Raw genomic sequence first — 21,095 nt, 5'->3', positions numbered from 1 at the left:
CCGATCATCTTTGGCGCACCAGGCCAGTTCACAGACTGCTCGTCTGCATCACATGTGATCTGGAGACTGGTTCACCAGCCAAACCCGCGAAGCCAGTCACCTTCCGGCGCTGCTGTCCCATGCCGAACGCCGCCGCACAGCCCCAAGGCACGATGACACCCTTGTCAGTAGTACACGGCCAGCCTGCCGCGCGGGCCGTCGATGACTTCGACGGGGGTGTCGAAGACGCGGGTGAGCACCTCGGCGGTCATGATCTCCGCGGGTGTGCCGAACTCGACGACGCTGCCGGTCTTCACGGCACAGATGTGATCGGCATAGTGCCCGGCGAAGTTGATGTCGTGGAGGACGATGACGATGGTCCGACCCATCTGCGTGGCGGCCCGACGCAGGTGCGCCATCATCTGCACGGAGTGCTTCATGTCCAGGTTATTCAAGGGTTCGTCGAGCAGGACGTAGTCGGTGTCCTGAGCCAGCACCATGGCCACGTAGGCGCGCTGCCGCTGCCCGCCGGAGAGTTCGTCGATGAACCGGTCCTCGAGGTCGCTGAGTTCGAGGAAGTCGATGGCCTGGGAGATGATCTCCTCATCGGCAGCCGTCAGGCGTCCCTTGGAGTAGGGGAAACGACCGAAGCCGACGAGCTGGCGGATCGTCAGCCTGGTGATGAAGTGGTTCTCCTGGCGCAGGATGGACACGATCTTCGCCAGATCCTTCGACTTCGTCGACGACACGTCATAACCGGCGACCTCGATGGCGCCGTCGTCGATGCCCAGCAGGCGGCCGATCATCGTCAGCACCGTTGACTTCCCGGCGCCGTTGGGCCCGACCAGCGCGGTGACTCCCCCAGCTGGGATCTGCAGATCGACGGGACCGATCTCGACGTCGTTGCTGTAGGACTTGCGGACATCGCGCAGAGTGATCACAGGCGTCCCTTTCTCATGATGACGAAGAGGAATGCGCCTCCGCCGATGACCTCGATGATGATGGAGACGACGCCCTCGGCGTAGAACAGGTTCTTCATAATGAAGTACGCCCCGCCCAGGACGACGAACCCGAGGAGGCCGGCCATCGGCAGCACGTATCTGTGGTCGTAGGTGTCGGAGAACTGGTAGGCGAGCATCGCGACGAGGAAGCCGAGGAAGATCATCGGTCCGATCATCGACACGGAAACGGCCATGAGGAACGAGACGAAGAACAGGATCTTCATCATCTCGTACTTGTGGTTGAGTCCCAGGTTGCTGGTCGCGTCCCTGCCGAGTGCGAGGACATTGAGCCGAGAGGAGCTCAGGTAGATCGCGGCGCAGGCGAGGAGACACAACGGGATGGAGACAGGGAGATAGCTGGAGTCCGAGTTCGAGATCGAGCCGAAGAGCCGGGCCGCGAGCACGTCGAATTCACTCGGCGTCAGGGTCCGCTGCATGAACGTCGCGATCGAGCCGAGTCCGCCGCCGATGACGACGCCGATGAGCAGCATGATCGCGATATTGCCGTATCGGCCTGAGAGCAGCCAGCCGTAGAGCGCGAGCGAGAGCCCCACCATGAGCAGCAGTTGCACGGTGAAAGGCACCAACCCCTTGAGATCGACGATCGCTGTGACCCCGAAGAAGTACATGGCCCCGGTTTGGATGGCCACGTACAGCGATTCGAAGCCCATGATCGACGGCGTGATGATCCGGTTGTTCGTCACCGTCTGGAACGCCACGGTCGCGAACGCCTGGCACAGTGCGACGATCGCGATGACGACGAGGTTCTTCATCCGCAGCTGCGCAATGAGCCAGAACCCCTCGTCGGTGATCGGCATCGGGTTGTCCCAGGCCAGGAGGCCAAGAGCGATGGCCGCCGAGGCGACGATGAGCCCGGCCATGATCGACCAGTACCGCCACTTGGATTTGGACGTGGACAACGACCCGGAGGAGCGCCGAGGTGGGGCTGAGTCCCGCTGCTTCCTCGGCGTGGCTTCGTTCGGGTTTCGCGTGGTTTCGTTCGGGTATCGCGTGGACTCTGTCGTCTCTGCGGACATGGCGCGCCTCATCCCCGCTTCCGCTGCCGGAGGAGGAGTCCGACGAACACAGCGGCGCCGACGACTCCGAGGATGACGGAGACCGGCAGTTCGAAGGGCATGATGATGACTCGGCCGATGAGGTCGCAGATCGTGACGATCGCAATGCCCAGCAGGCAGACCCAGGGCAGGTTGCTGCGGAGGTCATCGCCGCGGATCATCGAGACGATATTGGGCACGATGAGGCCGAGGAACGGCAGACTGCCGACGACCACCGTGACGACTCCGGTGGCGATGGCCACGAGGATGGTGCCGATGAGGATGACCTGGTTGTAGTTGAGGCCGATGTTCGTCGCGACCTCTTTGCCCAGACCGGCGACGGTGAAGCGGTCGGCGGTGATGAAGACCGCGATGACGACGATGACGACGACCCACAGGATCTCGTACTGGCCGCGCAGGATCGAGGTGAAGCTGCCGGCGAACCAGATGCCCAGGCTCTGGAGCATGTCAGTCTGGACGGCGATGAAGGTCGAGATCGCGCCGACGACTGCACCGAGCATGATGCCGATGATGGGCACGATGAGCGATGATTTGAGAGAGACTCGGCGCAGGAACATGAAGAAGACCAGCGTGCCGATGAACGCGGCGATGATGGCCCCGATCATCCGCGCCAGGATGGAAGCGTCCGGGTAGACGATGACGGTGAGCATCAGACCCAGCCCGGCCCATTCCGTGGTGCCGGTGGTCGTCGGTTCGACGAACCGGTTCTGCGTCAGCAGCTGCATGACCAGGCCGCACATGGCCATCGCCGCACCTGCGAGGACCAGGGCGATGGTGCGCGGCACGCGGGTGATCTGGAACATCTCGGCTCCCCCATCACCGCCGAAGATGTCGTAGACACCGGTGAAGAGGGAGAGCACGAGGAGAAGCAGGACGCCGACGACGCCCACTGCCAGCTTCCAACTCAGCAGCTGCCCCTTTGCCCTGACAAGGCTCTTCCTCACCGAGGTGGCCTCGGCGAGGCTGTCGCGTGTACTCGTCATTCTCTCAATCTCAATTGCTGCCCGGAGGCGCTACTTCTGCTCTTCGAGCTTGTCAGCGAATGAGTTGAAGAACTCGGTGTAGGTCTGGATGCCTTCGTTGAGGTAGGTGTCCTGCGGGAAGTAGACGATCTTGTCGTCCTTGACTGCGGGCACATCCTTGAGCGCCTCTGACTTCTCGAGCACCTCGGCGGCGGGAGCCGATCCCTCATCGCGTTCTTCGGGGGCGAAGGAAGCGTCCCGGTCCAAGACGATCACGAGCTCGGGCTTGGAGTCGGCGATCGCCTCAACAGAGATGTCGTCTCCCTGGTGGTCCTCGCTGCTCGAGTCCACTTCGAGGGCCGGATCCAGACCGAGGATGTCGAAGACCGGTCCGACAGTGCGTCCGACCGAAGGAGCCGAATAGCCGATGTCACCCGCCGAGGTGATGAGGCCCATGGCCTTGTCATTGCTGTCATAGGCGGCCTTGGCTCGTTTCACCGAGGCATCGTAGTCGTCGACGATCTTCTTCGCGTCGTCCTGTTTGCCGAATACCTCTCCCAGGGTGGTCGTCTGGCGCTTGAGTTCAGAGCCGAAGTCTTCACCGTCACGGGGATCGAGCTCGAGCACTGTGGCCTCGGGCGCCAGCTTCGCGAGGTCGTCATGGAACTGCGCGAACCGCTGACCGTTGATGATGAGATCAGGCTTGGCCTCGACGACCTTCTCCAGATCAGGCTCGCGGTGCGATCCGAGGTCGAGGACGGAGTCGTCCTGCGTGTAGCTGAGACCCTCTGGCATCAGAGAGACCGCGCCGGCACTGAGTTCGATGCCCCACGTGTCGAGAGTCTCGAAGGTGCGGTTATCGGTGGCCACCACAGAGGAAGGAGGGCTCGCCACGCTCTGCGCTCCGTTGTTGTCCTCGATGTCGATGATGGTGCCGGAATCGGCATCGGCACCGGTGTCATCGGCGGCAGCTTGGCCGCAGCCGGCCAGAGCAAGTGCAACCACGCCGGCCAGGGCGGTGAAACGAAGGCGAGACGAACTCATGGTGATCTACTTCCTGCAAAAGTCATTGATGTCAGATGAACACGAACCGTGAATTAGCTTAGCCTAAGCTTCACGCAATACGTGACAGTAGTATGACGTTATTCATTTCACATTGACTCTGGGAGTAGTTCATGGCCTGGCCAGACAGGGAGCACCGGTGGGTGGAGTCACCGACAGATGGGCCGCATCAGATCGAGTCGATAAGACGCCTCGCTTCCTGCTCGGTTGCCGCGGCCGCAGTGGGGCCACCGGACCCACCCCGCGACACATGAGCACCGGCTTCCGCGGCAATGACGCCGCCACCGGCATAGTCATAGATCCCGAGGCCGCGCTCGGCATAGCTGTTGACCTTGCCTTCGGCGAGCATGCAGAGATCGATGGCGGCCGATCCGCAGCGCCGGATATCGTCGTAACCCTCCATCAGGGTGAACAGTTTGGCCAGCTGCGGGCCGCGGTTGTCGCCGGTATAGGCAAAGCCCGTGGCCAGCAGCCTGCCGGAGAGTCCATCGGGCGTCCCGCGCAGACGCCGGGCAGGGATGCCAGACGCCGAATCGCCACCATTCGTCGAATCACCATTCTCCGTCGAATCGCTACCCGACATTGATCTCCCAGCCTCAGACAGGCGACCGTCAATGCGATAGGAACCACGGCCCTTCGCGCCCACCCAGGTGGCATTCAAGCCCGGCGAAGCAACGAGGCCGATGAGCCACCGTTCCTCGCCAAGGCCCCGCCCGTGGATCTCGCCTGCCTCACAGACGCCAACCGAGAATGCATAGTGCTCGATGTTGCGCACGTAGTTCACGGTTCCGTCGATGGGGTCGACATGCCACTCCAGCGGCGGGCCGTCGTCGCTCATGTCGAGGAGGTCATCGCGGCTGGGGTCGAAGCCGTTGAGCCTGGCCAGGAGCTGCGCATCGAAGAACTCGATGGGATCCAGTGCCGGCGCGCCCTCCTCACCGACCATGGTGTCCGAGGGTCGAACCTTTGCCAGGTATCCGCGGACGAGTGATTCGATCTGCGCGTCTGCGAGAGTCACGAGATCGTTGGGTGAAGTCTTCGTGTCCACCACGGAAGCGTCAAGCTGTGCCCCGAGGGAGCTGCGCCAGGCCACCATCTGCTCCCACGCCATCACGGATAGGTCCGAGGCGATGCGAATCAAGGGCAGATCGTTGACAGCACTGGGCAGAAGGTCGGTCTCTGAGCTCATGGTTCAACTCTAGTCGGCTCCGGCGGGGGCTCTCCTGTAACAACACTGCAATACAGGCCCGAGTGTGTACTTCTTGTATCTAAGCCGAATTGTGACCGAACATCAGGGGATTCGGGACTGGCGGATTTGACCAACGGAGCTTCACTGCGGGCAGCAGAAATCCATACTCAGGAACCGGACTTCTCGATGACGAGAGCGCTCGGGCGGAAGGCCTCTTCTCTGCTTCTGGACAGCCGTTCATCTAATGCCGCGTGCATGGTTTTCACATGATTCCCACAATAAAGAAATCTTGTTATCAAATGGTGATCATTCGAATGACTTTGGTCACCATTGAGAAAACAAGGTGCCCCTCGGGTGCGAATCACGACACTGTGATGCACAGGCCCGACGAGCACCTCGGTCAACCGTCAGCCAGCGGGCGCCTCTACAGCGCCGCCTTGGCCCTATTTCGCAGGGGCTGGAATGGATCTCGCAGTATCGTTGCGCTGGACCTGACCATGCCTGCGCACGATCTCCTGCACCGCCTGTGAGGAGGTGCCTGCCGCCTCGGCGATGGACCCGAAGGTGGCCCCTTCTTCACGAGCGCGAAGAATCGCCATCACGTAATCGGTATTGATTTTGGCTCGTTGACGAGAAACCTTTCGAACTGCACCAACTAAGGCTGTCTGGTCAACTGTTAATTCACGGGCGCGACGCGACATGGTTTCTTCCCTTACTTATGACTATGGCTCGATGCCAGCTAGATGTGTAGTTCCATTAGATACCATGTATATGAGAATATGCCAATAATTCCCGAATATTAGAAGCTCGGATGCTTTCTGACTCATTTTATGTAACGGTTTTATAACATCTGCGGAGTTTCACGCTCCTTACTGTCGGGTAATCACGCCCGCAGTCGGCACCATCCCACTCCCTATTGAGGGAGTACCTCACTGACAACCGAAGTGGCAGAATGCGGACATGACCACATTGGCTCACAGCTCCAGTGCACCTCGGAAGTCTGCGGAGACAGAGATGTCTCTCGCCGATGTCCTCTCGACCGAGCTCCGGGCCGCGGGGGTCCGGGACTTCAGCGTCGACGACACCGATCGTGCTGCCTATACCACCGATGCCTCCCTGTTCCGCCTGGTTCCGCAGGCGATCGTGTTCCCACATGACGAGGGTGATGTCTCGCACACACTGGCGATCGCGCGCCGGCTGGGAGTGCCCATCACCAGCCGCGGCGCCGGGACCTCGATCGCCGGCAATGCGATCGGCACGGGCATCGTCCTCGACTTCTCCCGCCATATGAACGAGGTCCTCGCCCTCGACCCCGAGGCGCAGTCCGCATGGGTCCAGGCCGGATGCATCCACGCTCACCTGCAGGCACAGGCGCGGCCGCACGGCCTGCGCTTCGGCCCGGATCCCTCCACTCATACTCGCTGCACGATCGGCGGGATGATCGGCAACAACGCCTGCGGGCCACGCGCTCTGGGCTACGGGCGCACCGGCGACAACATCCTCGCGCTGATCGTCATGCTCGTCGACGGCACAGTCGTCACCCTCGACGACACCGACTCCTCAGAGACGTTCCCGCGTCTGCATGAACTCGTCGGCAGTCAGCTGGGCACCATCCGGACGAATCTGGGCACCTTCTCTCGGCAGGTCTCCGGGTATGGTCTGGAGTCCCTGCTGCCGGAGAACGACTTCGACCTGCGCCGGGCCTTCGCCGGGACCGAGGGCACATGGGGCATCGTCCTCGCCGCGAAGATGCGCCTGGTCAAAGACCCCACCCACACCTCGGCGGTGGTGCTCGGGTACGAGGACATGGTCGCGGCCGCACATGATGCTCCCCTGCTCAAGGGATTCCCGGTCGCGGCCTGCGAGGGTCTCGACTCGCGCATGCTCGATCGGGTCATCGAGACCAAGGGCGCCGATGCTGTCCCCCACCTGCCCGAGGGCGGCGGCTGGCTTGTCGTCGAGCTCACCGGCGAGGACGAAGCCGAACTGGTCGATGAGACGAAGCGACTGATCAGAGAGTCGAGTGCCCTGGATTCGGCGGTGCTCGGCCCTCAGGCCGCAGCCGAGGTGTGGGGAATTCGCGCCGATGGGGCCGGTCTGGTCTCCCGCACACCCGATGGACGTGACGCCCACGCCGGGTGGGAGGATTCCGCGGTTCCGGTGGAGCACCTCGGCGACTATCTGCGTGATCTCATGGATCTGCTCACCGAGCATGGGCTGTGGGGAATTCCCTACGGGCACTTCGGTGATGGTTGTCTGCACATGCGCGTCGACTTCCCGCTCGAGGATCCCGACGGACCCGAGGTGATGCGGACGTTCATGGTCGCGGCGACGAAGCTCGTGGCGCGTTACGGCGGGTCCGTCTCCGGTGAGCATGGCGACGGCCGTGCCCGGTCCGAGTTGCTGCGTCTCATCTATCCCCCAGCCGTGCTGGACTTGTTCAAGGAGGTCAAGGAGCTCTTCGACCCGCAGTACCTGCTCAACCCGGGAGTGATCGTCGACCCGGATGCCCTCACCGAGTCCCTGCGCTTGACCCAATTGCCGCTGCGAGAAGAGCTGCCGGGGACCTTGGCAATGGCCTACGAGGGAGAATCGGCAGGATTCGCCTCCGCCGTGCATCGCTGCACCGGCGTCGGCAAGTGCCGCGCCGACTCCGCCGACAGCGGTGGAGTCATGTGCCCGACCTACCAGGCCACCCGCGATGAAAAGCATTCCACGCGCGGTCGTGCCAGGGTGCTGCAGGAGATGGTGTCCGGTGATCTCCTCGACTCCTCGTGGCAGTCCCCCGAGGTCGCCGAGGCCCTCGACCTCTGTCTGTCGTGCAAGGCCTGCGGCACCGAGTGCCCGACTGGCACGGACATGGCCACATACAAGGCCGAGGTCCTCTACCAGTCCTACAAGGGCAGACTGCGTCCGATGAAGCACTATTCGCTCGGATTCCTGCCGCAGCTGGCGCGCGTCATCACGCCCCTGGCCCCCGTGGTCAACCGCGTCTCTGGCCTGCCGGGGCTCACGACCGTGGCCAAGAAGCTGGCCGGGATCGACATCCGCAGGTCCATCCCGCAGTTCGCGGCGACGACGTTCCGTCAGTGGTGGACCACCGCAGACAGCACCCCCGCCGAGGCTGAGCCCAGGAATTCGGGTGCACCTGGGGCAGGTGCCAGGGCGAAGACACGTGAGGTGATTCTGTTCGCCGATTCGTGGTCGAATCATTTCGCGCCGCGCATCCTCGCCGCCGCCGTTGCCGTGCTCGAACGCGCGGGTGTCACGGTGCGCGTCATCGACCAGACCGTGTGCTGTGGCCTGCCCCTGATCTCGACCGGTCAGCTCGATGCTGCGAAGGCGAATCTGGGCGCGACGATCAGCGCGCTCGATGCCACCGGGAACGTGCCCATCGTCGGGGTCGAGCCCTCGTGCCTGGCGACTCTCAAGGATGATTCGCAGAAGCTCTTGGCCGATGAGGCCTCGGCTCGAGTCGCGGCACGGGTGCAGACCTTCGCGCAGTACCTGCTCAGCGTGGGTGCCGAGCTGCCGCGATTGGACGAAGTCGAAGCGCTTGTGCAGCCGCACTGTCATCAGTCGGCGATCTTCGGCAATGCCGCGGATAAGGAGCTGCTGGCCAGGACCGGTGCCGCTGCGAAGTTCTTGGGCGGCTGCTGCGGTCTGGCCGGGAACTTCGGCGTTGAAGAAGGCCATTATGAGACCTCGGTCGCTGTGGCCGAAGTCGCTCTGCTGCCCGCGCTGCGCGAGCAGGAAACTCTGCGCAATCAGGAGACACTGCGCAATCGGGCACCGAACGCCGTCGGGACTGGAGGAGCGGCGGGGACAGGAGCAGTTGCGGGTGTCGGTGAGCCGACACGGGTCGTCCTGGCCGATGGCTATTCCTGCCGCACTCAAATCGCCGATCTCAGCGACGCGCAGGGTGTGTCACTGCCGGAGCTGCTCGCCTGGGGCTGGAGTCTCGAACCCACCCGCTAGCCGACGGGCCCACCCGCTAGCTGACGGGCCCAGGCAGACGACTGGCTTCAGACAGACGCCTCAGGCAGACGTCTGGCTTCAGGCCTTGGCGGTGAGGACCGGGACCTCTGCTTCGAGCAGGATTCGCTGTGCCTGTGATCCGAGAATGAACTTGCCGATCGCCGATCGCTTGCGCAGTCCGATGACGATGAGCTGAGCCTCGTGTTCCTCGACGAGCTCATTCAGCGTTCCCGGCAGGTCGTCTTCGTGATCGGGCTGGAGCACCTCGACCTCGACATCGGAATCCTTGCCGAGAGAGACAATGCGGTCGATGGCGTCTTGATCGATCTCGGTCGGGGTTCCACTGGCTCCGCGTCGCTGGGAGTTGATCACGACAGCATTGCTCGACCGAAGTTTGGCCTCTGCGAAGCCCGCGCGCAGAGCCGCCTCACCCTCAGGAGCAGGAAGATAGCCAATGAGAATCGTCATATCGACGAGTATATTGCTTCTGCCCTGATTCGTTCATTCCCGTATCACCGTGAGGACATCGCGCGGTCATCCCAGCTCCAGCTGCCCGAACCTGCAAAAGCCCGCCGCCTGCACGACGCTTTTGCAGGTTGAGGTGGCCGGCAGGGCACAGAGTGCTCAGTCCGCTCAGCTGCTGCCGGTCCTGCTCACCCGCTCCGCCCGCTGTCCCAGGTCGCTCAGTGCACCCAACAGCTCCGGTGGCTCGACGACCCGGAAATCCACGGGAGTCGCCGCGGTGATCACGGCCGCCCAGCTCAGGTCCTCGACTCCGAATTCGACGCGAGCACCGCCGTCGGTCTTCGTGATCGTCGCGGTCCTCGTCGGGAACCATGCTTTGGCCTCGGCCACGGAGGCATCCACGTCCAGGATCACTGTGTGGCGGTAGGCATCGGTGGTGACGGCGGAACTCACGGCCGCCTCGGCGTCGGGATGGTCTCTGGCAGTGAAGGCGAACGTCGTCTCATGGACCTCGCTCATCCGGTCGAGGCGAAAGACCCGCCAGTCGCTGCGGGTGAGATCCCAGGCGTAGAGGTACCAGTGCGCACCGAGGACGACCATCTGCACAGGCTCCACCCGGCGCTGCATCGTCTCGGATCCGGCTGCTTTCCGCTTCTCATGAGTGAACGTGAGAATGTTTAGGGACGCGATCGCCGAGGTGGTCGTCATCACCGCTGTCATGTCGACTCCGGGTTCATGACCAGGAAGGACGGACACGGACGTGCTGATGTCTCCGACTGTCTCGCGAATTGCGGGAGGCAGCATCGCGCGGAGCTTCGCAGTGGCCGAATCGGCATTCGCGGTGCCCAATCCGGCACCGTTGAGCAGTGCCAGGCCGACGGCTGTGGCCAGTGCCTCGCCGGTCTCGAGCTGCAGTGGAGGCAGAACGGTGCGCGAGTGAGCGCGGTAGCCGCCGGCCGCACCGGGGATGGATTCGATGATATAGCCGAGCTCACGCAGACTCGCGATGTCGCGACGGATGGAGCGCGGGGTGACACCGAAATGCGCGGCCAGTTCGGTCGCGGAGTAGGTCCGTCCTGCAGCGAGCATTCCCAACAGCGAAAGCAGACGAGATTCAGCGGTCATAGCGGACAGTATATGACCGCGATCACCTGGACACTTGTGTCACAGATCCGGACAGACCGGATCAGCCGCAGACAATCAGGAGATCCCATGCCATTCTTCGCCCCGTCCATCACGACCGAAGCCGACGCTCTGTTCACCTTCCTGGAACAGCAGTGCACACAGCTCAAGCTCACGGCGCTCGACCTCACCGATGAACAGGCCCGCAGCACTCCGACCGCGAGCCCGCTGAGCATCTCAGGGCTGTTGGCTCATGCGGCGCAGGTCCTCAATGGCTGGCTGCTGCAGGTGAAGGAGCCTGACCGCTACATCGATGAGGAGGAATATCCGACGATCAATGACGGGCTCGGGCTCGACGGGATGTTCGATGGCTCGGCTGTCCCCGACCTCGACATCGCCGAGGTCGTCGTGATTCTGGAGAAGAGCATCGCCGAGATCGGAGTTGCCCGCGCTGCCGTGAACGAGAACGGGACCGACCTCGGCACGGTCGTCCCGATGCCCGGCAATCCCTGGATGCCCAAGGACTTTGTGATGAACGTCCGGTGGATCCTGTGCCACCTCACCACCGAGATCGCCCGCCATGCCGGACACGCTGACATCATCCGCGAGTCCATCGACGGCTCAATCGCCTACCAGCTCAACGCCCAGGCCGACGGCCAGCCCTGGCCACCCGCGCAGTGGAGCTGAGTGTGGGGTGAGCCAAGTTTCTGCGCAGCCGTTCACGGGGTCACACCACGCAGAAACTGCCCGAGTCCGGGAACGCAACTGATACCTGTTGCGTTCCCGGACTCGGGCAGCCGATGAGTGACGATCAGGCCGCGAACACGGCTCCCTTCGACACCCTGTCGACCAGGTGGTCGGTGTAGGCGGGCATGGTGAGGAATTCGGGGAAGTCCTCACCCAGTGCGCTCTTGCGGAAGATCTCAACGGCCTCGGTGTAGTGGTCTGCGGGGTGGCGCTCGATGACTGCGAGCTCCTCGCCCATGTACCGCTCCACCAGGTCGCGGGTGACCTGCTTCCCGTTGTCCAGCGTCACCGAGTGGCGGATCCACTGCCAGATCTGGGACCTGGAGATCTCAGCGGTCGACGCGTCTTCGAGCAGGTTCTCGAGTGCGACGTTGCCGTTGCCGCCCAGCCATTCATTCATGTAGCCGATGGCCACACGGATGTTCAGGCGAACACCTTCCTCGGTGACCGTGGTGTCCAGACCTGACACGTCGAGCATGTGCTCGGCGCAGGCGTGGGCATCGACCCGGCGGTTGTCGAGCTGGTTCGGCTTGTCGCCGAGTGCGGCATCGAAGACCTCCAGCGCGTCATCCACCAGTCCAGGCTCGGCCACCCAGGTGCCGTCGAAGCCACGCGAGGCTTCACGAGCCTTGTCTTCACGCATCTTCACCAGCTCCGAGGTAACGAATTCCTTGTCCGGGTGAGTGGTCATGAGGTTGCCCATGGTCCCGATCGCGTGTGCTCCGCGGCGGTGGCAGGTCGAGACGAGGCGGTCTGCGAACGCCTGCAGCAGCGGCAGTCCCATTGTCAGGTGCTCGCGATCCGGCAGCACCCACTCCGGAGAGTTGCGGAAGTTCTTCACGAGTGAGAACAGGTAGTCCCAACCTGCGGCGTTGAGGCCGGCGCAGTGATCGCGCAGCTCCCACAAGATCTCTTCCATCTGGAACACAGCGGTGATCGTCTCGATGTGAGCGGTCGCCCGGATGGTTCCCTGCGAAATACCCATGTAGTCCTGTGCGAAAACGAAGATCTCGTTCCACAGGCGTGCTTCCCGGAAGGACTCGAGCTTGGGCAGGTAGAAGTATGGTCCCGAGCCGTTGTCGACGAGTCGACGGGCATTGTGGAAGAAGTAGAGACCGAAGTCGACCATGGCGCCTGAGGTCTCTGACTGGCCGCCCTTGTCATCGACGTGGATCAGGTGCTTCTCCGGCAGGTGCCAGCCACGGGGACGCAGGCCGATGGTGGGCTGCTCACGGTTGTTCACGCCCGGCAGGGTGCCGCGGATGGCGTTGAACAGGTTGAGCTGTCCGCCGATGACGTTGGCCCAGGTCGGGCTGGTTGCGTCTTCGAGGTCGGCGAGCCAGACCTTCGCACGGGAGTTCAGCGCCGCAATCACTTCAGGTTCGGAGACGGGGCCTGTCAGTTCGACGCGACGGTCTTCGAGACCGGGGGCTCCGGTCGCGCCGGCGACCTTCCATGTGGTGTCGGCCCGGATTCCTGCGGTGTCGGGGGTGAACCTCGGGAACGTGCCGTTCCGGATGCTCTGTGCCTGACGTCCACGGACTCCCAGCAGCTTGCCCAGACGGTCGCTGAAGCGATCGTGGAGCGCTGCGATGAAGTTGAGGGCGGACTCCGAGAGGATCGTGTCGAAGCCTGGTTCGATGGGGGCGTTGATTTTGATGTGAGACATGGGGCTTCTCCTCACCCGTCGGAATGTGTGCTGCTGATGTGCGTTGCGGTGGCTGTGCTGCGATGGCTGTGCCGGTGGTGCTGGTGTCGCCGAGGTTGTGGTTGGAGCTGTGATGTGTGGTGTGCCGGCGCGGACCAACAGTGCAAACCCCGTGAAAACACTGTCGATCCGCGCCGAGTACTAGGCGACCGGTCCCGGCGAAGCCGGTGTCCGTCGTCGCGTGACCGGTCGGGTCACCGAAGGCTCAGCTGAACTGAGCGGACTCGGTCGAACCGGCCAGAGCTGTCGTCGAGGACTCTGGGTTCAGCGCGGTCGAGACCAGGTCGAAGTATCCGGTTCCGACCTCACGCTGGTGCTTGGTTGCGGTGTAGCCGCGGCTCTCGGCAGCGAACTCGCGTTCCTGCAGCTCGACGTACGAGGTCATCTGGTTGCGGGCGTAGCCGTGAGCCAGATCGAACATCGAGTAGTTGAGCGCGTGGAAGCCGGCCAGGGTGATGAACTGGAACTTGTAGCCCATCGCTCCCAGCTCACGCTGGAACTTCGCGATGGTGGCATCGTCGAGGTGCTTGCTCCAGTTGAACGACGGCGAGCAGTTGTAGGCCAGCATCTGGTCCGGGTACTCCGCATGGATGGCGTCCGCGAACTGCTTGGCAGCTTCGAGGTCCGGTGTGGAGGTCTCCATCCACAGCATGTCCGCGTAGGGAGCGAAGGACAGTCCGCGGGCGATGCCTGCTTCGATGCCGTTCGTGATCTTGTAGAAGCCCTCAGAGGTGCGCTCACCGGTGACGAAGCGCTGATCGCGCTCGTCGATGTCCGAGGTCATGAGCGTTGCCGCTTCGGCGTCGGTACGGGCGATGACGAGGCTGGGCACGTTCTCGACGTCGGCTGCGAGGCGAGCCGCGTTGAGGGTGCGGATGTGCTGCGAGGTCGGGACGAGAACCTTGCCGCCGAGGTGGCCGCACTTCTTCTCAGAACCGAGCTGATCCTCGAAGTGCACACCGGCTGCGCCGGAGGAGATCATCGAGCGCATGAGCTCGTAGACGTTGATCGAACCGCCGAAGCCTGCTTCTGCGTCGGCCACGATCGGTGCGAACCAGTCGTCGACGTTCTTCTTGCCTTCCGAGGTCTCGATCTGGTCGGCGCGCATCAGAGCGTTGTTGATGCGACGCACGACCTGCGGCACCGAGTTGGCCGGGTAGATCGACTGATCAGGGTAGGTCTGTCCGGCGTTGTTCGCATCGGCGGCGACCTGCCAGCCGGAGAGGTAGATGGCGTTGAGGCCGGCCTTGACCTGCTCCACTGCCTGGTTGCCGGTCAGAGCACCCAGCGCGTTGACGTAGTCGCCGGACTTGATGTCGGTGGAGGCCACCTGGTTCCAGAGGCGCTCGGCACCGTGGCGAGCCAGCGTGTGCTCTTCGATCAGCGAACCGCGCAGTTTGACGACATCCTCGGGCTCGTAGTCACGAGCTACTCCCGACCAGCGGGCATTGGTGGCCCAATCGCGGCGGATGGCCTCAGCATCGTGCAAATTGCTCTGCGTGGTGTTCTCAGTCATTCTCATTCACTCCTCGTCGTTCGGGGTTGGTGAGATCAGTCTGCCGTGACCGCAAGGGGGCCGATAGAGATTTTGCCGATGAATAATCGACTGTTTTCCGGTTTTAGAAATTCTGTCGTTCTGTCATACTGATTCTCAGCGCATGTGAACCAGGACACGATGTCGACGGGAGCCGCCATGACAAGCAACGAGATCGATCTGAAGGATACCGAGCAGGAGGCCGACACCCTCAGCATCGGCAGAAGAATCAGGTTTTTTCGCAAACAGCAAGGGCTGACTCTCACCGAGCTGGGCGAGAAGGTGGGGCGCGCAGCCTCCCAGATCTCAACGATCGAGAACGGCAAGCGAGAAACTTCTGTCACGCTGTTGAGCGCGATCGCGAAGGCCCTGCACACCGAAGTCGCCGAGCTCATCGACCCCACGCCAGTCGACGGCAGGCAGGCTCTCGAACTCGAAGCCGAACGCAATCAGGCCTCACCCATGTACTCCTCTTTGGGTCTGCCACAGGTGCGGATCAAATCACTGCCCCACGACGCCCTCGAAGCGATCGTGGGTCTGCAGAGACAGCTCGGCCAGGTCCTCGAACGTCGAGCCGCGACTCCGGAGGAGGCTCGTCGGGCCAACCGGGAGCTGCGCGAGCGCATGCGTGAGAAGAACAACTACTTCGCCGACCTCGAGGCCCAGGCGGCCGAACTCCTGCGCCTGGCCGGCTATGAATCGGGCACGGTCTCCCAACGGCAGACGGCGACGATCGCGGAGAAGCTGGGATTCAGCCTTCACTACGTGTCCGATTTGCCCACATCAACCCGGTCGATCTCGGACACGGCCAACAACCGCCTCTATCTGCCCAACTCCGATGCCGCCGCAGATCCGCGCTCCCATCTGCTCACGAGCCTGGCCGCACACGTGCTCGGCCACGACTCTCCGAAGGATTTCAGCGAGTTCCTCCAGCAGCGAGTCGAGGCGAACTATCTGGCTGCGGCGGTGCTGTTGCCGCAGAGCTCTGCCGTGCCGATGCTCGTGGAGGAGAAGAAGAGGCGTGAGATATCGGTCGAGCACCTGCGCGATATGTTCGGCGTCAGCTACGAAATGGCCGCCCACCGGTTCACGAACCTGGCCACCGAACATCTGGGCCTGCCCGTGCACTTCATGAAGGTTCACCGCTCGGGAACGATCCACAAGGCCTACTCCAACGACGGCCTGCCCTATCCCACTGACCCCCTCGGTGCCATCGAGGGACAGTTCGCGTGCAAACGATTCACCTCTCGCACGGTGTTCCGTGTCGCGGACAGGTTCAGCCCCTACTACCAGTACACGGACACACCGGAGGGCTCATTCTGGTGCACCGCACGCGTACTGCCCGGTGGTGACTTCGCCATCAGTGTAGGAGTCCCCTTCGCCCACGTGAAGTGGTTCGAGGGACGAGAATCCCAGATCCGTTCCAAGTCAGCCTGCCCGGATCCCGCGTGCTGTCGCCAGGCACCCGAGGATCTCGCCGAGAAGTGGGAGAACCAGGCCCTGCCTTCGGCGCAGATGCACGCATCCCTGCTTGCGGCCGTTCCGCCCGGCGCCGTCCCCGGAGTCGATGACACCGAGGTCTACGAGTTCCTCGAACGCCACTCCGGCTGATTCGGACGAATCAACCGTGTGCGCCGTCTGAGGTCACCGAGCGTGCGTGCCGTCTGAGGTCACCGAGCGTGCGTGCCGTCTGAGGTCACCGAGCGTTCGCCTCAGCCGTCCGCGCCCGCGGGGCCGTCGAGGACTTGGTTCGCGACACGTTCAGCCGTCGCCAGCGCCGAGGTGGCCCCTGACCTGGGGAGGCTTCTGACCATGGTGAGCCTGCCGCGCGTGGTCACCCGCAGTTCGTCCACGAGCGTGCCCTCGGCGTCGATTGCCTGCGCGCGGATTCCGCGCGAGTCGGCCCGGACAGCCGAAGCGTCGATGGCAGGAACGAACTTCCGGATCTCCTCGACGAAGGCGGAGGTGCTCACGGCCGACTTGGCTCCGCGAGCGGCGGTCTTCGCTGTCTGCGCCGCGAACTTCCAGAACCCCTTGAAGCCGACGGTCGAGCCCATATCGCCGAGGTCGAATCCGTGCTTGTCATAGCGTTCGCGCCCCAGAGACACGATGGTGTTCGGGCCCAGGACCAGCCCACCTCTGATGCCTCTGACCACGGATCTCTCGGAGAACGGGGAGCTCGGATCGGGGACCGTGCCGATGATGCCCCGGACCACCTCGGCGGAGTCGTCGGTGGCGCGGTCGTCGATGGCGTAGTAGTCGCTGGTGAACGGGACGATGCGAGGCCCCTCGTCGAAGCCCGCCGCCGCTGCCAGACGGTCGGCTTGGAGGCCGGCGCAGACGATGACGAGGTCGAACACCTCCGTGTCCTCGGGCGAGACCGTACGATCACGTTCGCGTCCGGCAGGTTCCCGGTGCTCGTCCCCACCGGTGCGCCGGGGCTCGTCCCCACCGGTGTGCCGGGGCTCTCCCCCACCCGAGTGTCGAGATCGTCCTGAGGCGGGATTGGTGAACCGGTCGCTGAGGTTGCTGATCGTGTCTTCGACCTGATTGAACCAGTCCTGAGAGCCGAAACGACTGCGCAGCTCGTCGCGGAAGTCGATGACCGGTCCGGTGGTGTTATCGCCGCGATATGTCCGCGGAGCCTCGTGTACCTGGTCGTCGATATCGCCGTCGGAGCCGGAGTCGATATCCCTGTCGGCGCCAGAAGCGGAGTCACCGTCGGAGCCCTCGGTGCCGACAGTGGGCTCGCTCTGCTCGGGCGCTGCAGTGCGCATGCGCAGGCGAACCTCGTTGCTCATCACGTCGAAGCCGGTGACCAATGTGCCGAAGCGGAACGTGCCGCCGGCAGCGCTGACATCGGAGGCGAGCGCCTCGGTCAGAGCAGTGAAATCGGTGACGGCCGTGTGCGGTGCGTAGAGTGCGAGGACGCCCCTGGCGTTGGGTTCGACCTCCAGCATCTCCTTACGGTCAAGCAGCCGGACTCCCGGAATCGAGTTCGCTTCGGCCCGGGCGAGGATCTCCTCGAGTCGGTCGGCCTCGTCCGTATTCTGCGCAATGAGCAGCTGACCACACTCGCGGTAGGGGATGCCGCGTTCGGACACGAACGGGACCAGCAGCTCCACACCTCGGCGAGCGAGCTTCGCCTCCGCCGAACCCGGCTGCGCAGCGAGGGCGGGATCCACGATCCCCGAGGTGTGCCCGCTCTGATGCGCGGCGAGGCGGTCGGCCTTGTCGAAGACGGTGACTTCAGCGGCGGGGAGCCTGCCGGTGAGCTCACGAGCGAGCGCCACTCCGACGATTCCGGCACCGACCACGGCCACTCGTGAAATACTCATACAGCAATCTTGGCACCGATCGCGGAGAAGGAGAAGGATGTCGACGGCCCTGAACTGGACTGGCAAGGATGCCGCCTTCGCACTCGGTCGACGGCTGATCTCCGCGGACTCTTCGGGCCGCCTCGGCGAGGGGCCGCACTTCCTTCGCGGCGGTGACGCCTACCTCCCCACCGCCGATGAGAACATGCTCGTCGTCGGGGACAACCTGCCGGCGCTGACCGGGCTGCTTGCCACCCACCGGGGGCGAATCAAGGTCGTCTACATCGATCCGCCCTACAACACCGGCAACGCGCTGGCGTATAAGGATCACGGGCATGATCACGCAAGCTGGCTGAACTTCATGACGCCGCGGCTGATTCTGGCGCGCGAACTCATGCGCGAGGACGGGGTGATCTTCATCCACCTCGACGATGGTGAGAGTGCCTGGGCGCAGCTGCTGGGGCATGAGATCTTCGGCGAGGCCAATTCGCTGGGTACCCTGATCCATCAGCGCGCGAAGGGCGGCGGCAACTCCCCCTCCTTCGTCCGCGGTCACGACTACGTCCATGTGTGGGCCAAATCCGCCGAACAAGTAGGTGCGTTCCTGACGGAGAAGAAGGCACCGGCGAAGCTCGAGATCATCGACGGCAGACGCATGCTCGTAGAAACCGATGTGCTGCGTGCCGGATTCGGCCGCTACGCTCGCGGCCAGGAACGTCGGCTCATGTACGAGGACATCCTCGAGGTCAAAGGTGCGAAGAAGCTCGCCGAGGTGGACGCGAAGTTGGGCACAGGAGAATTTGTTCTGCGGCCCTGGGGACCAGCGGCCAAACATGCCGTGGTGCGGGTGACGCCGGCGGAGAAGGCGAGTTCGAAGCTCTACTCGATCATCAAGGCCCTGGGAGGGCAGAACGACCTCGAGGATCTCGGGCTGGGTGGGATCTTCAGCTATCCGAAGCCCGTGGAACTGGTCAAGACGCTCGTGGCCTCCCAGACCTTCTTCGACCCCGAAGCAATCGTCCTCGACTTCTTCGCCGGCTCGGGCACAACCGCGCAGGCGGTGATGGCCGCCAACCAACGCGACGCAGGCTCACGCACGTTCATCCTCATCCAGACCCCCGAACCGCTGCAGACGAAGAACGCGCGCAGCCTGGTGGGCGCGGACACCGAGGACGGTTTCCCCGAGATCAGCCGACTCACCGCGGAACGGATCCGACGAGCCGCGAAGCGCTGCGACCCCGAGCTTCGCTTCACCGAAATCGCGGTGGCCGAGCAATGAATTCTCGCCAGCACCCTTGAGTCTTTCCTGGTGACGGTGTAGGAATGCATAAAGACTCATATGTCGGCAATGATTTCGAGAAGAGTGATCCAGTGCCCACCTACGTCTACCGATGCACGACCTGCGGCGACACCGAACAGGCTTTTCCGATGAGCCGCAAACCCGAATCCATCACCTGCCCCGACTGCCGCAGAACGGCCGTCTCAGCATTCACTTCCCCTCACCTCGGCGCCGGTTCCGGGACCGCCTTCGGCATCATCGACGCAACTAAGAAGACCGCAGAGTCACCACCCGTCGTCTCGCGCGTTCCCTCCTCCGGTCGCCGTCGGCAACCAGTGAGTCGGGATCCGCGTCACGCGAAGCTTCCCCGCGCCTGAGGTCGATCGGCTTCCGGGCGGAGCACAGAGAAAGGGAAAGAACAATGCCGGACAATGTATTTCCACTCGATTCGACTCAGCCCTTCACCGCCCAGGAAGTCACCGGTCACAACCGCTGGCACCCGGACATTCCCGCAGCCGTGCATGTGAAACCAGGAGAATCCTTCCGATTGGACTGCCGCGAATGGTTCGACGGGGCCATCAAGAACGATGACAGTGCCGATGACATCCGCGACGCACCGATGGACATCGTCCACGCTCTGTCCGGACCTATAGCCATTGAAGGTGCGAAGCCAGGTGACCTGCTCATCGTCGACATCCTCGACGTCGGGCCGATCCCGCAGGAGGATGGACCGCTGGCCGGGCAAGGCTGGGGCTACACCGGAATCTTCGCGAAGAAGAACGGCGGCTCGTTCCTCGTCGACCAGTTCCCCGACGCCTACAAAGCAATCTGGGACTTCTCCGGCGGCACCGCGACATCGCGCCACGTCCCAGGTGTGTCCTTCACCGGAATCGTCCATCCGGGCCTCATGGGCACCGCCCCGAGCAAGGACCTGCTGGGCAACTGGAACACCCGCGAGGCAGCCCTCATCGCCACGGACCCGGATCGTGAACCGCCCCTGGCGCTGCCACCGGAACCACAGGGTGCGATCCTCGGCTCGCTGAGCGATTCTGAGTTCGACCGGGTGGCGTCCGAAGGCGCGCGCACTGCTCCCCCGCGGGAGAACGGCGGCAACCAGGACATCAAGAACCTCACCAAGGGCACACGAGTTTTCTACCCGGTGTTCGTCGACGGCGCGAACTTCTCCGTCGGCGATCTCCACTTCAGCCAGGGCGATGGTGAGATCACCTTCTGCGGCGGCATCGAGATGGGCGGCTTCGTCGACATCAGCGTCGACCTCATCAAGGGTGGAATGGACACCTACGGGGTGAGCGAGAACGCCATCTTCCAACCAGGCAATACCGCCCCGCAGTACTCCGAGTGGCTGGCATTCTCCGGAACCTCGGTGACGCTCGACGGTGAGCAGCGCTACCTCGACTCCCATCTGGCCTACCAGCGGGCGTGCCTGCACGCCATCGACTACCTGTCCAAGTTCGGCTACAGCCCGGAGCAGGCCTATCTGCTGCTCGGCGCGGCACCGATCGAAGGCAGGTTCTCCGGCGTCGTCGACATTCCCAATGCGTGTGCCACCGTGTACCTGCCGACCGCGATGTTCGATGTCGACATCTCACCCAGCTCCAACGGGCCCACGCAGATCGATCCGGGCATCGGCGCACCCCATTCGGCGTTCTGAGCAC

Annotated in this window: 17 protein-coding genes; 6 read left to right on the top strand and 11 right to left on the bottom strand. The window is 63.4% G+C overall.

The window, feature by feature from the left end; all coding sequences use genetic code 11:
• Positions 1–164: 164 nt before the first annotated feature.
• The 6 genes from JFC13_RS12880 to JFC13_RS12855 all read right to left on the bottom strand — a co-directional run bounded on the left by JFC13_RS12880 (position 165) and on the right by JFC13_RS12855 (position 5,868).
• On the bottom strand, positions 165–920 hold the full coding sequence (locus tag JFC13_RS12880; RefSeq protein ID WP_198397488.1) for an iron ABC transporter ATP-binding protein: 756 nt from the start codon (positions 918–920) through the stop codon (positions 165–167).
• The gene (locus JFC13_RS12875; protein ID WP_198397487.1) at positions 917–2,017 is read right to left on the bottom strand and encodes an iron chelate uptake ABC transporter family permease subunit; all 1,101 of its coding nucleotides are present in this window, start codon (positions 2,015–2,017) and stop codon (positions 917–919) included. Before JFC13_RS12875 ends, JFC13_RS12880 begins: the two co-directional genes overlap by 4 nt.
• A gap of 8 nt (positions 2,018–2,025) precedes the next feature.
• Positions 2,026–3,039 (bottom strand): ABC transporter permease, encoded by a 1,014-nt coding sequence (locus JFC13_RS12870; RefSeq protein ID WP_198397486.1) that lies wholly within the window; start codon positions 3,037–3,039, stop codon positions 2,026–2,028.
• A gap of 30 nt (positions 3,040–3,069) precedes the next feature.
• On the bottom strand, positions 3,070–4,062 hold the full coding sequence (locus JFC13_RS12865; protein ID WP_198397485.1) for a siderophore ABC transporter substrate-binding protein: 993 nt from the start codon (positions 4,060–4,062) through the stop codon (positions 3,070–3,072).
• Positions 4,063–4,249: 187 nt separating this feature from the next.
• On the bottom strand, positions 4,250–5,269 hold the full coding sequence (locus JFC13_RS12860) for an inositol monophosphatase family protein (RefSeq protein ID WP_198397484.1): 1,020 nt from the start codon (positions 5,267–5,269) through the stop codon (positions 4,250–4,252).
• 443 nt (positions 5,270–5,712) lie between these two features.
• Positions 5,713–5,868 (bottom strand): hypothetical protein, encoded by a 156-nt coding sequence (locus JFC13_RS12855; protein WP_198397483.1) that lies wholly within the window; start codon positions 5,866–5,868, stop codon positions 5,713–5,715.
• A gap of 415 nt (positions 5,869–6,283) precedes the next feature.
• Here JFC13_RS12855 and JFC13_RS12850 point away from each other — a divergent pair, with 415 nt between their 5' ends.
• On the top strand, positions 6,284–9,247 hold the full coding sequence (locus tag JFC13_RS12850; RefSeq protein ID WP_198397634.1) for an FAD-binding and (Fe-S)-binding domain-containing protein: 2,964 nt from the start codon (positions 6,284–6,286) through the stop codon (positions 9,245–9,247).
• A 78-nt stretch (positions 9,248–9,325) separates the two neighbouring features.
• Here the strand turns inward: JFC13_RS12850 and JFC13_RS12845 are convergent, their stop codons facing one another.
• Positions 9,326–9,715, bottom strand: coding sequence for a universal stress protein (locus JFC13_RS12845; protein WP_198397482.1), 390 nt, complete (start codon positions 9,713–9,715; stop codon positions 9,326–9,328).
• Positions 9,716–9,880: 165 nt separating this feature from the next.
• On the bottom strand, positions 9,881–10,837 hold the full coding sequence (locus JFC13_RS12840) for a helix-turn-helix transcriptional regulator (protein WP_198397481.1): 957 nt from the start codon (positions 10,835–10,837) through the stop codon (positions 9,881–9,883).
• 87 nt (positions 10,838–10,924) lie between these two features.
• Between JFC13_RS12840 and JFC13_RS12835 the strand changes: the two genes are divergently transcribed.
• Entirely contained in the window at positions 10,925–11,521 is a 597-nt protein-coding gene (locus JFC13_RS12835) for a mycothiol transferase (protein ID WP_198397480.1), read from the top strand.
• A 124-nt stretch (positions 11,522–11,645) separates the two neighbouring features.
• Here the strand turns inward: JFC13_RS12835 and aceB are convergent, their stop codons facing one another.
• Together aceB and aceA are read right to left on the bottom strand one after the other, a co-directional pair.
• On the bottom strand, positions 11,646–13,250 hold the full coding sequence (aceB, locus tag JFC13_RS12830) for a malate synthase A (protein ID WP_198397479.1): 1,605 nt from the start codon (positions 13,248–13,250) through the stop codon (positions 11,646–11,648).
• A gap of 244 nt (positions 13,251–13,494) precedes the next feature.
• A complete protein-coding gene (gene aceA / locus JFC13_RS12825) occupies positions 13,495–14,805 on the bottom strand; it encodes an isocitrate lyase (RefSeq protein ID WP_198397478.1) in 1,311 nt (436 codons plus the stop codon).
• 177 nt (positions 14,806–14,982) lie between these two features.
• Here aceA and JFC13_RS12820 point away from each other — a divergent pair, with 177 nt between their 5' ends.
• Positions 14,983–16,434, top strand: a complete 1,452-nt coding sequence (locus JFC13_RS12820) for a helix-turn-helix transcriptional regulator (protein ID WP_198397477.1) — start codon at positions 14,983–14,985, stop codon at positions 16,432–16,434.
• Between the two features lie 101 nt (positions 16,435–16,535).
• Here JFC13_RS12820 and JFC13_RS12815 read toward each other — a convergent pair whose 3' ends face one another.
• Positions 16,536–18,161, bottom strand: a complete 1,626-nt coding sequence (locus JFC13_RS12815; RefSeq protein WP_232488580.1) for an FAD-dependent oxidoreductase — start codon at positions 18,159–18,161, stop codon at positions 16,536–16,538.
• A gap of 37 nt (positions 18,162–18,198) precedes the next feature.
• Between JFC13_RS12815 and JFC13_RS12810 the strand changes: the two genes are divergently transcribed.
• The 3 genes from JFC13_RS12810 to fmdA are packed head-to-tail and all read left to right on the top strand — an operon-like array spanning position 18,199 to position 21,091.
• Positions 18,199–19,419, top strand: a complete 1,221-nt coding sequence (locus tag JFC13_RS12810; RefSeq protein ID WP_198397476.1) for a site-specific DNA-methyltransferase — start codon at positions 18,199–18,201, stop codon at positions 19,417–19,419.
• 44 nt (positions 19,420–19,463) lie between these two features.
• Positions 19,464–19,796: an FmdB family zinc ribbon protein gene (locus tag JFC13_RS12805; RefSeq protein ID WP_198397475.1), complete on the top strand. Its 333-nt coding sequence runs from the start codon at positions 19,464–19,466 to the stop codon at positions 19,794–19,796.
• A 44-nt stretch (positions 19,797–19,840) separates the two neighbouring features.
• On the top strand, positions 19,841–21,091 hold the full coding sequence (gene fmdA, locus JFC13_RS12800; protein ID WP_198397474.1) for a formamidase: 1,251 nt from the start codon (positions 19,841–19,843) through the stop codon (positions 21,089–21,091).
• Positions 21,092–21,095 lie beyond the last annotated feature (4 nt).

It is taken from the genome of Brevibacterium antiquum (genome assembly GCF_016107655.1).
GTDB classification, from domain to species: Bacteria; Actinomycetota; Actinomycetes; order Actinomycetales; family Brevibacteriaceae; genus Brevibacterium; species Brevibacterium antiquum.
Note: the sequence above shows the minus strand (reverse complement) of the source record. Positions and strands in the feature narration are given on the sequence as shown.

Bases quoted from the DNA above. Each gene is read 5' to 3' on its own strand.
- JFC13_RS12875 (WP_198397487.1), bottom strand. From the start codon at position 2,017: ATGTCCGCAGAGACGACAGAGTCCACGCGATACCCGAACGAAACCACG.
- JFC13_RS12870 (WP_198397486.1), bottom strand. From the start codon at position 3,039: ATGACGAGTACACGCGACAGCCTCGCCGAGGCCACCTCGGTGAGGAAG.
- JFC13_RS12865 (WP_198397485.1), bottom strand. From the start codon at position 4,062: ATGAGTTCGTCTCGCCTTCGTTTCACCGCCCTGGCCGGCGTGGTTGCA.
- JFC13_RS12860 (WP_198397484.1), bottom strand. From the start codon at position 5,269: ATGAGCTCAGAGACCGACCTTCTGCCCAGTGCTGTCAACGATCTGCCC.
- JFC13_RS12855 (WP_198397483.1), bottom strand. From the start codon at position 5,868: ATGGCGATTCTTCGCGCTCGTGAAGAAGGGGCCACCTTCGGGTCCATC.
- JFC13_RS12850 (WP_198397634.1), top strand. From the start codon at position 6,284: ATGTCTCTCGCCGATGTCCTCTCGACCGAGCTCCGGGCCGCGGGGGTC.
- JFC13_RS12845 (WP_198397482.1), bottom strand. From the start codon at position 9,715: ATGACGATTCTCATTGGCTATCTTCCTGCTCCTGAGGGTGAGGCGGCT.
- JFC13_RS12840 (WP_198397481.1), bottom strand. From the start codon at position 10,837: ATGACCGCTGAATCTCGTCTGCTTTCGCTGTTGGGAATGCTCGCTGCA.
- JFC13_RS12835 (WP_198397480.1), top strand. From the start codon at position 10,925: ATGCCATTCTTCGCCCCGTCCATCACGACCGAAGCCGACGCTCTGTTC.
- aceB (WP_198397479.1), bottom strand. From the start codon at position 13,250: ATGTCTCACATCAAAATCAACGCCCCCATCGAACCAGGCTTCGACACG.
- aceA (WP_198397478.1), bottom strand. From the start codon at position 14,805: ATGACTGAGAACACCACGCAGAGCAATTTGCACGATGCTGAGGCCATC.
- JFC13_RS12820 (WP_198397477.1), top strand. From the start codon at position 14,983: ATGACAAGCAACGAGATCGATCTGAAGGATACCGAGCAGGAGGCCGAC.
- JFC13_RS12815 (WP_232488580.1), bottom strand. From the start codon at position 18,161: ATGAGTATTTCACGAGTGGCCGTGGTCGGTGCCGGAATCGTCGGAGTG.
- JFC13_RS12810 (WP_198397476.1), top strand. From the start codon at position 18,199: ATGTCGACGGCCCTGAACTGGACTGGCAAGGATGCCGCCTTCGCACTC.
- JFC13_RS12805 (WP_198397475.1), top strand. From the start codon at position 19,464: ATGCATAAAGACTCATATGTCGGCAATGATTTCGAGAAGAGTGATCCA.
- fmdA (WP_198397474.1), top strand. From the start codon at position 19,841: ATGCCGGACAATGTATTTCCACTCGATTCGACTCAGCCCTTCACCGCC.